At 64.6% G+C, this 15,335-nt stretch carries 16 protein-coding genes; 5 read left to right on the top strand and 11 right to left on the bottom strand.

Features of this window, described 5'->3' with window-relative positions:
• The first annotated feature begins 13 nt into the window (after positions 1 to 13).
• A complete protein-coding gene (locus D4754_RS12405) occupies positions 14 to 628 on the top strand; it encodes a hypothetical protein (protein ID WP_121064114.1) in 615 nt (204 codons plus the stop codon).
• A gap of 75 nt (positions 629 to 703) precedes the next feature.
• Entirely contained in the window at positions 704 to 1,414 is a 711-nt protein-coding gene (locus D4754_RS12400) for an alpha/beta fold hydrolase (protein WP_121063960.1), read from the top strand.
• Here D4754_RS12400 and D4754_RS12395 read toward each other — a convergent pair.
• Positions 1,411 to 2,001 (bottom strand): DUF6151 family protein, encoded by a 591-nt coding sequence (locus D4754_RS12395; RefSeq protein WP_121063958.1) that lies wholly within the window; start codon positions 1,999 to 2,001, stop codon positions 1,411 to 1,413. The two genes, D4754_RS12400 and D4754_RS12395, sit on opposite strands and share 4 nt — an antisense overlap.
• Positions 2,002 to 2,006: 5 nt before the next feature.
• On the bottom strand, positions 2,007 to 3,278 hold the full coding sequence (gene phaZ / locus D4754_RS12390) for a polyhydroxyalkanoate depolymerase (protein WP_121063956.1): 1,272 nt from the start codon (positions 3,276 to 3,278) through the stop codon (positions 2,007 to 2,009).
• A gap of 136 nt (positions 3,279 to 3,414) precedes the next feature.
• Between phaZ and D4754_RS12385 the strand changes: the two genes are divergently transcribed.
• The 3 genes from D4754_RS12385 (at position 3,415) to phaR (ending at position 6,618) form a co-directional block, all read left to right on the top strand.
• Positions 3,415 to 5,238, top strand: a complete 1,824-nt coding sequence (locus D4754_RS12385; RefSeq protein WP_121063954.1) for a PHA/PHB synthase family protein — start codon at positions 3,415 to 3,417, stop codon at positions 5,236 to 5,238.
• Between the two features lie 129 nt (positions 5,239 to 5,367).
• Entirely contained in the window at positions 5,368 to 5,811 is a 444-nt protein-coding gene (locus D4754_RS12380) for a phasin family protein (RefSeq protein WP_121063952.1), read from the top strand.
• A 246-nt stretch (positions 5,812 to 6,057) separates the two neighbouring features.
• Positions 6,058 to 6,618: a polyhydroxyalkanoate synthesis repressor PhaR gene (gene phaR, locus D4754_RS12375; RefSeq protein ID WP_121063950.1), complete on the top strand. Its 561-nt coding sequence runs from the start codon at positions 6,058 to 6,060 to the stop codon at positions 6,616 to 6,618.
• Positions 6,619 to 6,753: 135 nt separating this feature from the next.
• Here the strand turns inward: phaR and D4754_RS12370 are convergent, their stop codons facing one another.
• From D4754_RS12370 to D4754_RS12330, 9 genes are all read right to left on the bottom strand, one after another.
• On the bottom strand, positions 6,754 to 7,989 hold the full coding sequence (locus D4754_RS12370) for a DegT/DnrJ/EryC1/StrS family aminotransferase (protein WP_121063948.1): 1,236 nt from the start codon (positions 7,987 to 7,989) through the stop codon (positions 6,754 to 6,756).
• Positions 7,990 to 8,112: 123 nt separating this feature from the next.
• Positions 8,113 to 9,417: an NAD(P)/FAD-dependent oxidoreductase gene (locus D4754_RS12365; protein WP_121063946.1), complete on the bottom strand. Its 1,305-nt coding sequence runs from the start codon at positions 9,415 to 9,417 to the stop codon at positions 8,113 to 8,115.
• 60 nt (positions 9,418 to 9,477) lie between these two features.
• Positions 9,478 to 10,851: a glutamine synthetase family protein gene (locus tag D4754_RS12360; RefSeq protein WP_121063944.1), complete on the bottom strand. Its 1,374-nt coding sequence runs from the start codon at positions 10,849 to 10,851 to the stop codon at positions 9,478 to 9,480.
• Positions 10,848 to 11,528, bottom strand: a complete 681-nt coding sequence (locus D4754_RS12355; RefSeq protein WP_121063942.1) for a type 1 glutamine amidotransferase — start codon at positions 11,526 to 11,528, stop codon at positions 10,848 to 10,850. The genes D4754_RS12360 and D4754_RS12355 overlap by 4 nt, the downstream gene beginning before the upstream one ends.
• A gap of 60 nt (positions 11,529 to 11,588) precedes the next feature.
• Positions 11,589 to 12,917, bottom strand: coding sequence for a glutamine synthetase family protein (locus D4754_RS12350; RefSeq protein WP_121063940.1), 1,329 nt, complete (start codon positions 12,915 to 12,917; stop codon positions 11,589 to 11,591).
• 53 nt (positions 12,918 to 12,970) lie between these two features.
• Positions 12,971 to 13,717 carry a phosphate/phosphite/phosphonate ABC transporter substrate-binding protein gene (locus tag D4754_RS12345; RefSeq protein WP_121063937.1) on the bottom strand — a complete coding sequence of 249 codons (747 nt, stop codon included), beginning with the start codon at positions 13,715 to 13,717 and terminating at the stop codon, positions 12,971 to 12,973.
• Positions 13,714 to 14,160, bottom strand: a complete 447-nt coding sequence (locus D4754_RS12340; protein WP_121064112.1) for a tellurite resistance TerB family protein — start codon at positions 14,158 to 14,160, stop codon at positions 13,714 to 13,716. The genes D4754_RS12345 and D4754_RS12340 overlap by 4 nt, the downstream gene beginning before the upstream one ends.
• Positions 14,161 to 14,209: 49 nt before the next feature.
• Positions 14,210 to 14,662: a tellurite resistance TerB family protein gene (locus D4754_RS12335; RefSeq protein ID WP_121063935.1), complete on the bottom strand. Its 453-nt coding sequence runs from the start codon at positions 14,660 to 14,662 to the stop codon at positions 14,210 to 14,212.
• A gap of 196 nt (positions 14,663 to 14,858) precedes the next feature.
• A complete protein-coding gene (locus D4754_RS12330) occupies positions 14,859 to 15,335 on the bottom strand; it encodes a hypothetical protein (protein ID WP_121063932.1) in 477 nt (158 codons plus the stop codon).

The following is a 15,335-nucleotide window of genomic DNA, read 5'->3' as shown; positions in this document are numbered from 1 at the left end:
CAAACCCGCCAGCATGTGGAGCCTTGAGACCCTTGGCCGCGTGCGCCTGTCGAAACATTTCTACATGCGCGATTTCCTGTATTCCGAGATCGCGAATTTCCACGCGCTTCAGAACATCCCCGACGACCCCGACCTTGCCATCGAGACAGGCCGCAGGCTGTGCGAGGATCTGCTGGACCCGCTGGAGGAGACCTTCGGGCGGATCGGTGTGCGGTCGGGCTATCGGTCGCCCGCGCTCAACCGCTTCGGCAACGAACACGCGCTGAACTGCGCGCGGAACGACCACCCGATCGAATGCCATATCTGGGACCGGGGCAGGGGGGCGGACAGGATCGCGGGTGCGTCCATCGTGATCCCGTGGTTCGCGGACCAGTACGAACAGGGTCGCGACTGGCGCGACCTTGCGTGGTGGATACACGACCATCTGCCCTATTCGGGCCTGTGGTTCTTCCCCAAGCTCTGCGCCTTCAACATCGACTGGCGGCCCGAACCCCTGCGCACGATCTCCAGCTACATCGCACCGCGGGGAAAGCTGCTGGCGGCGGGGGCGGAGCCCGGCGAGAATTCGGCCGAAAGACGCGCACGTTACGCCGATTTCCCGCCCTTCCGCGGGATCCCCCGGCCCTGAGCCGGCGCGCCCCTTGCTGGCGCGAACGGTTTTTCGCAGAGTGCCGGGAATGGGAATTTGCAGGGCAGGCAAGCGATGACGGAACCGGTGGTCTTGCTTCCGGGCATGATGTGTGACGTCCGTGTTTTCGGACCTCAGCTTCAGGTTCTGTCGGCCTCCCGGTCCGTGATGCTGGCCCCGGTGACCGGCGGTGAACGGGTGGAGGAGATGGCCTCGGCCCTCCTTGACCAGATCCCGCGTCGGTCGGCCGTGATCGGGCTGGGGCTGGGGGCCATCGTGGCGATGGAACTGATACGCCGCGCGCCCGACCGGATCGGTCGCCTGTGCCTGATGAGCGCCCATCCCCTGGCCGAAACCCCCGTCGATGCCGCCGCGCGCGAACCCGAGATCGTCGGCGCCCGGTCCGGCCGGCTGGCCGATGTCGCGCGCGCCGCGCTGCCGCCGGACACGCTGGCGCCGGGGCCGAAGCGGCTGGATCTGCAGAACCTCGTGGTCCGGATGGCGCAGGATCTGGGGCCGGACATCTTCGTCCGCCAGTCCCGCGCGCTGCAACGGAGGCGCGACCAGCAGGGGACGCTGCGCAAGATCAAGGTCCCGTCGATGGTCGTGGGCGGGGCGCATGACTCGCTGGTGCCGGTCAAGCGGCAGGCCTTCATGGCGGGCCTGATCCCGGGCGCAACCTTCCACCAGATCGACAATGCAGGCCACCTGCCGACGCTGGAGGCGCCGGGCGAATGCCTTGACCTGATCTTTGCATGGCTGAAGGCGCCGATGCCCGTCGCCTAGTAGGCGCGCGGGGGATAGAGCGTCGCGCGTTCGTCCTTTGTCAGAAGGCGCGGCGTGGCCAGCGGCTTGCGCGTTGCGGCATCGAATAATGGCGTATCCTTCCACCGGCCGGACAGGCGCACGGCCGCAAGGCCCGTGAGCATCGAGACGATGACCGCGGGGCTGCCGCCCCATTTTGAACTGCCGTCGGGCTGGGGGCGGAAGATGTGCATACGCACCTTGCCTAGCATCGCGGGATCGTCGGCGCGGGCGGCAATCAGCCCGGCGAAGGGCACGCCGGGATCGGAGGCGGTGTTGAACAGCGGCGCCGAACAGCAGGATGCGATCCAGCGGAACGGACCCTTGGGCGTCAGCCGGATGGCCGTGACCTTGTCCTGACCTTCGGTGAACCGGACCCTGTCGGCCGAGGTCTGGAAGACGCCCACGCCATCCGGATCGGGATCGGGCGCGCCGCTCCACAAGGCGGCGGCGCGGCAGTGCTTGCAGTGGCAGACGACATGGGTGCCGCCCGGTTTGCTGCTGCGGGCAATGTGACCCCGGACCGACCCGCAATCACAGGAGAAGCGGATCGGTTCGAGGTCGGCCATGTGCTCTACTCCGCCGCCATACCGTTCGAGGTGCCGTTGGCAGGCCCCCGGGAGTTGGCGTCGATGAACTCCAGCACCAGTGGCCGGATGTTGTTCCGCCAGGACTTGCCGGCGAAGATGCCATAATGGCCCGCGCCGGGTTCAAGGTGGCTGGCCTTCATGCTGTCGGGCAGGCCGGTGCACAGCTCCAGCGCCGCGACACACTGGCCGGGGGCCGAGATATCGTCATTGGCGCCTTCCACCGTCTTCACGGCGACATTGGTGATCTTGCCGATATCCACCTTGTGCCCGTCGACGACGAATTCGTTCTTCGCGATCTCGCGGTTCTTGAAGATCCGTTCGACCGTAGACAGGTAGAATTCCGCGGTCATGTCCATGACGGCAAGATATTCGTCGTAGAACTTGTTGTGCGGGTCATGGTCCGACGCATCGCCGCGCGCGACGCGCTGGATCTGGTCGGAAAACGCCTGGCTGTGGCGATCCGCGTTCATCGAAACGAAGGACGTCAGCTGCAGAAGGCCGGGATAGACCAGCCGACCCACGCCCTTGTACTTGAAACCCACCCGCTGGATCATCGTTTCTTCCAGCTGGCCCATGGTCACGCGGCGGCCGAAATCGGTCACGTCCGTGGGGGTTGCGTCCGGGTCCACCGGCCCGCCGATCAGGGTCATCGTCGCGGGCTGAGCGTCCGGGTCCTGTTCGGCCAGGTACGCGGTTGCGGCCAGCACCAGAGGCGCGGGCTGGCAGACGGCGATCACGTGGATATCGGGGCCAAGCGCCTTCATGAATTCCACGACGTGCAGGGTGTAGTCTTCGATGTCGAACTTGCCGGCCGACACCGGAATGTCGCGGGCATTGTGCCAGTCGGTGATATAGACCTCGCAATCGCCCAGAAGCGATTTCACGGTCGACCGCAGCAGCGTGGCATAATGGCCCGACATCGGCGCCACCAGCAGCACGCGGCGCTTCGAAGGCTCGCGCCCGTTGACGCTGAAGTGGATCAGGTCGCCGAACGGCTTTTCGACAATTGTCTCGACCTCGACCACACGGTCGCGGCCATCGGCGCAGGTGATCGAATCGATCCCCCAGTCCGGCTTGACGACCATGCGCGAGAACGCGCGTTCGGTCACTTCGCCCCAGGCGCCCATCAGCGTGAGCGCGGGGTTCGGCAGGGCCGCAAAGGCCGGGTAGGCGGTGATGGCCTGCGCGGTTGCGCCCATCCATTGCTGGGTGTTTCGCACAGATTCCATCATGTCGTACGTGTACATGAAACGCATGTCGGGTCTCCAAATCCTGTTAGGCCGCACATGCGGTTTCCCCCATGGCGGCCGGAACGGACCAATCGTCGCTTTGCCTCCCGACCATACGACGGTAACGTGGCCTTGAGGAGGAAAGTAGGGGGGAATGGTTAAAATGACAACGGGTGACGACAGCGGAACACCGCCGGGCGATGGCGCAGATCACCCGACCGGCGAGAGCCTGGACCGGCTGACGGAAAATCTTGCAACGGTCGAGACGCTGACCAAACGGCTGGTCGAGGTCATGTCGCGCCGCAAGCCGCACAGCCCGTCTATCGACGCGCCCAGCCAGGAGCTGTTCGCGAAGGCGGCATCGGCCTACTGGACCGAGATGGTCCATAATCCGGCCAAGATCTTCGAACATCAGCTTTCCTTCTGGAGCAGTTCCGTGAAGCATTTCATGGAAGCGCAGCAGGCGCTGGCATCGGGCAAGTTCAAGGCGCCCGAAGATCCGGGCCCCAGGGACCCGCGGTTCAAGAACCCGCTGTGGGACACGCACCCCTATTTCAACTTCCTCAAGCAGCAGTACCTGATCAACGCGCAAGGCATCCGGCAGGCGGTGGAGGATGTTGCGGATCTGGATCCTGTCGAGAAGAAGCGCCTGAACTACTTCGCGGGTCAGATCGTCGAGATGATGTCGCCCACCAACTTCCTGGCCACCAACCCGGATGCGCTGGAACGCGCCGTGGCCACCGAAGGCATGTCGCTGGTCAAGGGGCTGGAAAACCTGATCGCGGATCTGGAGGCCCATGACGGCGAACTGGTCGTGCGGCTGGCCGACGATACCGCTTTCGAGATGGGCAACAACATCGCCACGACGCCCGGTTCCGTGGTGTTCCGCAACCGGATGCTGGAACTGATCCAGTACAAGCCCGCGACCGAAACGGTGAAGGAAATCCCGCTTCTGATCGTGCCGCCCTGGATCAACAAGTTCTACATCCTCGACCTGAAGGCGCAGAACAGCCTGATCAAGTGGCTGACCGAACAGGGCTACACCGTCTTCGTCGTGTCCTGGGTCAACCCCGATGAAAACTATGCCGATGTGGGCATGGAGGAGTACGTGGAGGAAGGCTTCCTGACCGCGATGGGGGAGGTCAGGAAAATCTGCGGCACGAAGAAGCTGAACGTCGTGGGCTACTGCATCGCCGGCACGACGCTGGCGCTGACCCTGTCGTTGATGAAGAAGCGCGGCGATGACAGCGTCAATTCGGCGACCTTCTTCACGGCGCTGACCGACTTTTCCGACCAAGGCGAATTCACGCCCTTCCTGCAGAACGATTTCGTCGACGGCATCCAGGGCGAGATCGAAAAGGACGGCTACCTGCCGTCCTATCTGATGTCGCGGACCTTCAGCTTCCTGCGGGCCAACGATCTTGTCTACCAGCCCGCGATCCGCAATTACATGCTGGGGGAAACGCCACCCGCCTTCGATCTGCTCTACTGGAACGGCGACGGCACCAACCTGCCGGGCAAGATGGCCGTCCAGTACCTGCGCCAGCTGTGCCAGGGCAACGCGTTCTCGGGCGACGGGTTAGACCTGATGGGCCAGCGGCTGCACATCAAGGACATGGACGTCCCCCTGTGCGCCATCGCGTGCGAAACGGATCACATCGCGCCGTGGAAGGACAGCTATCGCGGCGTGCAGATGATGGGCTCGAACGACCGGACCTTCATCATGACCCAGTCGGGCCATATCGCCGGGATCGTCAATCCGCCGTCGAAGAAGAAGTACGGCCACTACATCAACCCCGACATGACACTGGACCCGGACACCTGGAAGGACACCGGCACGTTCCACGAAGGGTCGTGGTGGCCGACATGGGATGCTTGGCTGCGGCCCCAGTCGGGCCGGGATGTGCCAGCGCGTGAGCCGGGAGATTCGACTCACCCTGTGCTTGCGCCGGCCCCGGGAACTTATGTCGCGATAAAAGCGCGCTAAAAATATATAGTCAAATCAACGCTCTTTCTGCGGCGCAGCAAATTTTTCTTGAAATGCTGCGCCGCAGCATGCATATAGGGCTCAGCTGATGAACGGGGCGGGCCCGTTAAGCTGAAAGGAATTTGACCAATGACCAATACGCAAGACTTCTCGGCCATGATGAAAGACATGATGGGCGCATTCCCGATCGACACCTCGTCGATGGAAGAAGCGTTCAAGACTCAGGCCGACCTGAACGAAAAACTGTCCTCGATCGCTCTGGACGCCGCCGGCAAGTCGGCCCAGCTGACGTCGAAGTGGACCCAGGACACGCTGGCGAAGCTCTCCGACATGGCGAAAGCCAAGGAAGAGCCGGCCGATTACGCCAAGGCCATGACCGATTTCGCATCGGCTTCTGCCGAAGTGGCCGCCGAAAACATGGCCGCCTTCGCCGAGATCGCGAAAAAGGTCCAGATGGACACCGTCGAAGTGATGATGGCTGCCGGCAAGGACGTTGCCGAAGATGCCTCCACCGCGATGAAGAAAGCGACGTCGGACATGACCGACGCTGCCAAGAAAGCGACCACTCAGTAAGCCTGTCGGCCCGCTGAAGGTTCGAGGTTCGACGATCTGCACCTCCTCTCCTCCCATCCGGTGCAATCTCGGACAAGGGCAGGCCGAAAGGCCTGCCCTTCCTGATTCCGGGAAAGTGTTTTGCCAATTGGAGAATTTCCGTGCCGGCAATGTGCTGCGCGCACCGGATCAGGAAGGCTTTCCCTTTGCATTCTGCTTTGCAGCGATTAACCTCTGTCCAGCGCTCAGCCCCGGGGAGGGAACGAAATGGCGGAAGGCGACAAGCCGCTTCTGATAAAACGATATGCGAGCCGCCGGCTCTACAATACCGAAACAAGCGACTACGTGACCCTGGAGGACATCGCGGGATTCATCCGCGCGGGTCGTGAAGTCCAGATTGTCGATCTGAAGTCCGGGGACGATCTGACCCGGCAATACCTGCTCCAGATCATCGCCGAACACGAAAGCCGTGGGGAAAACATCCTGCCGGTGAACGTGCTGATGGATCTGGTGCGCAGCTACATGGTGCCGGGCGGCGGGATGATGCCGCAGTTCCTGCAAAGCTCGTTCGAGATGCTGCGCGACAGCCAGTCGAAGATGATGGAGAACATGCAGGTCATCAATCCGATGACGACGCTGCCGGGCTTCGAGGCGATGAAGGCGCAGCAGGAGGCATGGCTGAAGGCGATGACGGGCGGCTTCCCGGGGGGCATGTCGGGCCCTGGCCGGGAAGGGGACGGATCACGGCCGGCCGGTAGCGAAAGCGAAGAGCTGGACGAGATCAAGAAGCAGCTGGCCGACCTGCAGTCGAAACTGTCTAAGATGTAGGGCTGGCGGCGGGATCGCGCCCTGCGCGCGGCCCACCCGCCCGCCCCCGTCGGATCCCTTCGGGATCCTCCGGGCCACGCTTGGGCGCGATGCGGCGCTGGCGCGCCGCTGTCCTTTTCAGGAAACGCCGACGCTTCAGGTGCCGTAGGCGCGGGCCTCGCCCAGGATGTCGTCCATGGCGCCCAGCAGAACATCCGTGATCGCATCGCATTCCGGTTGCGTCAGCCGCACCGGCAGGCGCACGTCACAGGCGCGCATCAGCATCGCGCGGGTCTGGGGCAGCTCGGGCAGGTCCTCGATGAATTGCCAGTTCCAGAAGGCGCGGGCGTTGTCCGTGCTCATCCCGAAAACCTGAACCTTCACCCCGCGTTGCGCCGACAGCGCGGCGAAGGCCAGCACCTGATCGTCGGAGAGGTTCACGAGGTTGAACTGGATCGAATCCGGCGCGCGGACTTCCGGCGCAAGGCAGGGCGGTACGTCGAACCATGGCGACTGGTTCAACCGGCCCGCCACGTAATCGTGGTTCACCAGCCCGTCGCGCACGCGCCGCGCCAGTTCCGGGATCTGCGGCCGGATCACCGCCGCCGACAGGTTGTTCATCCGCAGGTTATAAAGCGGCAGCTGGTTCTGCCAGCGTTCGAACGCCTCTTCGAGGTCCGAGGAGTTCTCCCCCCGGCGCTTGTGCTTTTTCCAGTTATGTTCGTAGGCGCCCGACATGATCACCGCCCGCGCGACAAGATCGGCATCGTCGGTCACCAGGATGCCACCTTCGCCCGCGTTGATCATCTTGTAGCTTTGAAACGAGAAGCAGCCGACCTGGCCGATCGTCCCGATCTTTTCGCCGCCCCAAGTCGTGCCCAGCGAATGCGCCGCGTCTTCGATCACCGGGATGCTGCGCGCCTCGCACAGGCTCATGATCGCGTCCATGTCAGATGTATGTCCGCGCATGTGCGAGATGATGACGGCAGCAATGTCCTGATCCAGCTTCGCCTCGAAATCGGCAAGATTGATCCGGTAGTTGGTGCCAACTTCGCACAGCACCGGCTTGCAGTCGGCATGGATGACCGACGAGGGCACGGCGGCGAAGGTAAAGCCCGGGATCAGCACCCGCGCGTCGCGGGGCAGGCCAAGCGCCTTCAGCGATAGGAACAGCGCGGCAGAACAGGACGAAACGGCCAGCGCATAGCGCGTGCCCATCATCTCGGCGAATTCGGCTTCCAGCAGCGTCACCGGCGCTTCGTCCGAGTTGTAGCGGAACAGGTCTGCCGTCTGCATCAGCGCGTCGATCGCCTCGCGTGCGGCGGCGGGGATCGGCTCGGCCTGGTGGACGTCGGGAACGGCGACGGGCCCTGCGGTGGAGGTCGGCTGCATATTTCGATTTCCTTAAATCGTACTTTGGCTTATCTTAATACAGCCGCGCGCGCAGGCCAAGCGCAATCCCCGCGGAACCGGGAAAATTCATGCAATTGTCGCAATTTGTGATGGGGGGACGCGTCAGAAGCCCAGCCGGTCGCGCATGGCGAACCAGCTCATCGCAAGCACAAGGATGGGGCTGCGTAGTGCGCTGCCGCCCGGAAAGGGCAGGGCGGGCACGGCGGCCATGGTGTCAAACCCGTCGCTTTGTCCTTCGACCGCCTGCGCCATCAGCTTGCCCGACAGCGTCGCCAATGCCACGCCATGGCCGGAATAGCCCGAGGCGGTCAGGATCGTGGGCGTCAGCCGCGCGAGGTAGGGCATCCGCCGCACGGTGATGGCCAGCGTCCCGCCCCAGGCGTGCGAGGCGCGCACATCCTTCAGGTGGGGATAGACCTGCACCATCTGCTTGCGCACCTTGGCCTCGATATCCGCAGGAAAGCGGTAGCCATAGCTTTCGCCGCCACCGAACAGCAGCCGCTTGTCGCGGGACAGGCGGTAGTAGTTCACCACGAACATGTCATCGGCCACCGCCACGTCCTGCGTCAGGACACGGGCGGCATCGTCGCCCAGGGGCTCGGTCGCGAGGATGAAATTGTTGATCGGCATCACCCGCGCGGCGACCTTTGGCGAAAGATCCCCAAGATAGCCGTTGCAGGCCAGGATCACGTGGTCCGCAGTCACCTTGCCCTGCGCGGTATGAACCACCACCGGGGTGCCCTGATCCAACCCCGTGACCCGCGTCCTTTCGTGGATCACGGCCCCGGCCGCGGCCGCCGCACGCGCCAGCCCCAGCGCGAAATTCAGCGGGTGGATGTGGCAGGCATCCATGTCGAGCGTGCCGCCATAGTAGAAGTCCGACGGGCAGAGCGCATGGAACGCGTCGCGGTCCAGCTTGGTGATCGCGTTGTAGCTGTAGCGGTCTGCCAGCATGTCGGCTTCGCGGTGTTCGTCCTCCATCCCCGCCTTGGTGCGGGAGGCGTGGGCGATGCCGGGGCGCAGATCGCAGTCGATCCCGTGCTCGTGGGACAGGCTCTTGACCAGATCCTTCGACGCCTGACTGAGCGCCCAGAGCCTGTCGGAGTTTTCGCGCCCCACCATCCGGTCGAGCGTTTCGGTGCCCACCCGCTGACCGCTGCCGACCTGCCCGCCGTTCCGCCCGGATGCACCGAAGCCCACCTGGTGCGCTTCCAGCAGCATCACGCGGCGGCCGGCCTGGGCAAGGTGCAGCGCCGCGGACAGCCCGGTGAAACCGCCGCCGATCACGCAGACATCGACCTTCGTGTCGCCCTCCAGCGCCGGATAACGGGTCGGGTCGTTGGCCGTGGCCGCGTACCAGCTGTCGGGGTAGGCGCCCGTCGGGTCGTTCGCGTCGAGAAGGTTCATGCAAGGTTGGATGGCCGCGGGGGCCATCCCTTTCGGTTGTGGCGCGGGCCGCGCGCCCGGTCAGACGTTCAGCAGCAGATGCTCCCGCTCCCACGGAGAGATCACCTGCAGGAATTCCTCGTACTCCGTTCGTTTCACGATGCCGTAGACGCGGGCGAATTCGGGGTGAATCACCTCGTGGAGCGGGCTCGAATCCTCGAACAGGTCCAGCGCGCTGCCAAGCAGACGGGGGAAATCGCCTTCGATGGAATAGGCGTCGATCTCGGTCTTGTCCTCGGGCATGATCTTGTCGGTCATTCCCAGGTAGCCACAGGCGAGCGACGCCGCGATTCCCAGGTAAGGGTTGCAATCCATCCCTGCGATCCGGTTTTCGATCCGCCGCGCGTCCGGGTCCGAGATGGGGACGCGGATGCCCGTCGTCCGGTTGTCGTAGCCCCATTTCAGGTTGATGGGGGCCGCATTGTCGGGAACGTAGCGGCGGTAGGAATTCACGTAGGGCGCCATCAGCGCCAGCGCCGCGGGCAGGTGGTTCTGCAGACCGGCGATGTAGTGGAAGAACTCGTCCGTCTCCGACCCGTCGGGATTGGTGAAGATGTTCTTGCCGGTCTTCGCATCGACCACCGAATGGTGGATGTGCATTGCGCTGCCCGGTTCGTCCATGATGGGCTTCGCCATGAAGGTGGCGAAACAGCCCTGCTTCAGCGCCGCTTCCCGGATCAGGCGCTTGAAATAGAAGACCTCGTCGGCCAGCAGCACCGGGTCACCGTGGCGCAGGTTGATCTCCAGCTGCCCGGCACCACCTTCCTGGGTGATGCCGTCGATCTCGAACCCTTGCGCTTCGGCGTAATCGTAGATCGAGTCGATCACCGGGCCGAATTCATCGACCGCGGTCATCGAATAGGCCTGCCGCGCGGCGGCGGGGCGGCCCGACCGGCCCATCATCGGTTCGATCTGGCGGGCCGGGTCTGTGTTGCGGGCGACGAGGTAGAATTCCATCTCGGGCGCCACGACCGGTTTCCAGCCCTTGTCCTCGTACAGTTTCACGACCCGCTTCAGCACGTTGCGGGGGGAGAACGGGATCGGCTCGCCCGCGCGGTCAAAGGCGTCGTGGATCACCTGCAGCGTCCAGTCGGCCGTCCACGGTGCGGCGGTGGCGGTGGAGTAGTCGGGCTTCAGCACCATGTCCCGCTCAAGGAAGCCGTCCTGGCCGGCGGCCTCGCTCCAGTCACCGGTGATGGTCTGGAAGAAGATGCTGTCGGGCAGGTGGAACTGGTTCATCCGCCGGAATTTCTGCGCCGGCACGGCCTTGCCGCGGGCAATGCCCGGCAAGTCCGAGATGATGCATTCGACCTCGTCCAGCCTCCGGCCTTCAAGGTATTCGCGGGCCGCTTCGGGCAGGATGTCGGGCCAGCTTTCGACCGGATCGATCTTCATGACCGTTCTCCTTTCAGGACCTTGGCCATCTTCAGCGCGATCGAGGCATTGTCGTTGGGTTGCACCAGCGTCTCTTCGGCCTCCGCCAGCAGATCGTCGGGCACCACGCCCTTGCCGCGACCATGGATCAGCGCTTCGATCACGTCACTTTGAAATTCCGGGTGGGGCTGCACCGTCCAGACGTTAGGGCCGTAGGAGACGATGGCGTTGGCCGTGAAATCGCTGTGGCCTTCGACCGTGGCGCCTTCGGGCAATTCGACCACCTGGTCCTGGTGCCATGCGTTCAGCGCCATGATCTGGTCGCCGATGCGGTATTCCTTGCGCCCCACGGCCCAGCCGCCGGCGAATTTTTCCACCTTGCCACCAAGCGCCTGCGCGATGATCTGGTGGCCGAAGCAGACGCCGACCATGGGCCGGTCCTTCGCCTTGATCTCGCGGATCAGCTCTTCCAGCGGCGGAATCCAGTCGTGATCTTCATACGCGCCATGGCGCGAGCCGGTGACAAGCCAGCCATCGGCGGCCTCCGCACCGTCCGGGAATTCGTTGTCGACCACGTTGTAGGTCACGAACTCGAACCCGTGCCCGTCCAGCAGGCGGCGGAACATGGCGTCGTAGTCGCCGTTCTTTTCAAGGACCAGATCGGGCGCGTGGCCCGTCTGCAATATGCCGATTTTCATAGAGCACCGGAGAGTTTGATCAAATCTTCCTACCCGAGGAGGCGCCCCCGGAGCAAGCCATCAGACGGTTTCGAGGTAGGAGAGCCAGTGTTCCTTGGGGGAAAGGGCCTCGAACCGCTCGATTTCCTGTCGTTTCATCCGCACGAGGCAGTCGATCAGCTGCGCCGGGAAGATCCGTGCCATCAGCGGGCTGGCTTCGAACCGGTCGAGCGCCGCGGCCATTGTCGGCGCCAGCGTCGGCAGGCCCTCGATCTCGTAGGCGTTGCCTTCGACCGGGGCGGGCGGTTCGGCTTCGTCCTCGATCCCGTTCAGCGCGGCGCCCAGCATGGCGGCGATGCCAAGGTAGGGGTTCAGGTCCCCGCCCGCGACGCGATGTTCGATCCGACGGGCCACCGGCGGGCCGGCAGGAATGCGGATCGACACGGTCCGGTTGTCATAGCCCCACGCAGCGCCTGTGGGCGCATGGGCCCCGTCGACGAACCGCTCGTAGGAGTTCATGTGCGGCGCGAAGATCGCCGTACTGTCGGGCATCGCGGCCAGGCAGCCGGCGACGGCATGGCGCAGGACGTCGTTGCCCTTGGGCGTGCCATCGTCGAACACGTTGTTGCCATCGGCGTCCAGGACCGAGAAATGCACATGCATCCCGTTGCCGGCATCGTCACCATAGGGCTTGGCCATGAAGGTGGCCGAAAATCCGTGCGCGCGTGCAAGGCCCCGCACCAGCGCCTTGAACAGCCACGCATCGTCGGCCGCGCGCAGGGCCGGCTGGTGTTCCAGCGCCAGTTCGAACTGGCCCACGCCGGATTCCGAAATCGCCGATTGCGCCGGGATGCCCATCGCCGCGCAGCCATCGTAGAGCGCGGTGAAAAAGCCATCGAACGCGTCCATTTCCGCCAGCGACAGCACCGCCTCGCCCGCCAGCGCGCGGCCCGTCATCGGGTTGCGCGGCGGCAGGGGGGCGTTGCCGCTGTCGTCCAGCAGCGTGAATTCCATCTCGGTCGCGGCCATCACCTGCCAGCCGCGTTTGGCATAACGGTCGAGGATGCGGGCCAGCGCATGGCGCGGGTCGCCGGCGAAGGGGCGGCCATCCTCGTGATGCATCGTCATCGGCACGAGTGCGGTGGGAGCAGGGATCCACGGCATCGGCACCGGGCCACGATCCGTCGGGCGCAGGACGCCATCGGCATCGCCCGAATCGAACACCAGCGGGCTGTCGGCGATATCGGCGCCCCACAGGTCCACGTTCAGTGCGGAATAGGGCATGCGCACGGCGCCGCCTTCCAGCTTCGCACCATAGGATCCGGGCACGCGCTTGCCGCGCATCTGCCCGTTCAGGTCCGCCGCCGCCACCCGCAGGGTGGCAAAGGCGCCCAGATCGGCGAGGTCCATCTTATGCTCCGGTCTACTGCCGGTGGGGGGCCGAAATTGGCCCGCCGCACATGTCAGGCAGCCGCCGCAGGATGCGGCGGGGTTTCGACCGACAGATATTCCTCTGTCGGGATGTTGACAATCCCGCGCAGTTGCAACGTCTCGCGGTCCGCCGGGGCAAGCCCGTCGATTGCCGCCTGAATGGCCTTTTCCAGCGGTTCCGGATCGTTTGACAGGCTGGTGATGTAGGGCAGGCCGGGCGTTGGCGGTGTCCAGTCGATGATCCTGAGTGTGTCTGCGGCGGGTTCATGGGCCAACAGGGTATTCCAGGTGATCCCGTCGATGCCCGAGAAATCGGCCCGCCCCTCGGCCACTGCCTTCATCGAATTCACATGCGCGCCCGTGGCTTCGGCCGAGGCGGGCGTGACCCCGTTGGCCCTGAGATGCGCCATCGGCCCGGCCCAGCCGGATTGGGAGACATCTTCGTTGTAAACCATCCGCAGCCCGTCCAGATCCTTGAGCGTCCGGACATCCGAATCCTTGCGCACCACGAAACACGACTTGTAATGGCCCGCCGGGCAATCGGGCAGGCCGTAATCCGGCGTGCAGATCTTGGTGACCTTGTCATGCAGGCGCGACCGGTAGGGCAGGCCGCAGGTCTGGCCCAGCAGCAGGTCGGGCGACAGCCACATGTCCCAGAAATCGCGGTCGCGGGTCAGGGTTTCGGGGCCGCGGCCCAGGTGATCGCGGATCAGGGCCCAGTAGCGGTCATTCGCGCCCTGGATCGCCGGGTGATCGTACATGCCCAGCATCGCGATCATGATGCGCTGCCCTTTGACACGTGCTGGCGGGCCATCGCGCTGTCGACATCGCTCACGCCCAGAAGGCTGGCGATCATGCGCATCAGCGCGTCTTCCTCGTTCGAACGTTCGCCATCGGCCAGCGCTACCGACCAGGCCGATTGCACCACGGCGCGGCGGTCCTCGTAGGGCACCGCTTCCTTGATCGCGCGGGTGAAGCGGACCGTGTCGGGGGCCTGTGCCTCCAGCGCCTCGGCCTTGGCACGCAGGCCCGCGGCCTCGAACGTCGTCAGCTCGAAGCGGGTGGCAAGCACCCGGTCGATGCGGGCCACCTCGCTGGCGGCATAATCATTGTCGGAACGCGCAATGCGCACCAATAGCGCGGCGAGCGCCAGGCGGGCGTCTTCGGCGGGCAACGGATCGGGGTCAGGCCGGGCCAGCCGGCGAAGCAATGTATCGAACATGACCGGCAGGATAGAGCCGCGCGCCCGGAAGGCCAAGCCCGGCCGTGCGTTACCCGCCCGCGCTGTATCTTTCGTCGGCGCGGTTGCGCGCGGCTTCGCTGTCGGCCAGCGAAAGACCCATCGCGATGCGGGCTTCCTCGACGATTCTCAGCTCGCCATGCGATTCGACACCGTCGGCCAGCACCACTTCCCAAAGCGCGTCGAGCGCGGCGAGCCGCTGGTCGATCCCCGTCGTCTCGCGGATCAGCTTTGCGAAGGTGTCGCTGTCGGGGGCGGCGGCGTGCAGTTTTTCGCACGTCGCCCGCACTTTCGCAGCTTCGATCGCGTTGTGCGCGTAAAGGCGTGACAGGATCCTGTCGATCAGGCGGATTTCCTCGACCTGGTAGTCGCGGTCAGACTTGGCCACGCGTACCAGAAGGGCACCAAGCGCAAGCTCGGCATCCGGATCGGGCAGCGGTGCCGGCTGGGAAGGGCGAAAAGCCTGGAAAAAACGCGTCAGCATGACGGCATGTTAGCGCGGAGCGTGCCGGGCGCCAATATGGATGCGATCCGTTCACCAGTTTGAATGGCGGTGTGATACCCGTGCCGCAGCGCCGCATGGCGTGACGGCAAAGCCGGGTAATGGCGCGCGCCACGATTTCGTGTTGGGCGCGCGACTTTTCCCGTTCTGACCCGTCGCGTCGCGCCGGTTCCCGCCCTCAGAACAGATCCACATGTCCGCTGGCATGTTCGGGTTCAGCCATGGAATGCGCGATGCCGAGCAGCCTGTGCCGGACATCGGCAAGCTTGATCTTCTCTCCGATTTCCTGAGGGTCAAGTTCCGCGTCGCTCGGTGCCAGGGCGGAAATGAACCGCAAGATCCGGGCGACGTCCTCCAGCGTCTGGCAGACCAGGTCGATGTTCTGTACATAGCCGACATGCGCCCGCATGTCCGGGGCGGACAGGATCTTTTCCAGCACATGCTCGATGCCCAGCAGATGATCGATGGACACCTGCATCTCCTCGGCCACGCGTTCCAGCACGTGTGCCATCGGCTGGTGCGGGTGGTCATGAAGTCCGCTCATCATGTGCGATCCTTGCTTTGGCGCGCCGTCCCCGGCGCCGGCGCGCGGATCCGCGCCGGTCGGATGCTCGCCGTCCGTTTCGGGCGGCTGGCCTGTTGTTTCCAGTGCCAT

Source organism: Chachezhania antarctica, assembly GCF_003646465.1.
Taxonomy (GTDB): Bacteria; Pseudomonadota; Alphaproteobacteria; order Rhodobacterales; family Rhodobacteraceae; genus Chachezhania; species Chachezhania antarctica.
This window is presented reverse-complemented; position numbering and strand designations above follow the sequence as displayed.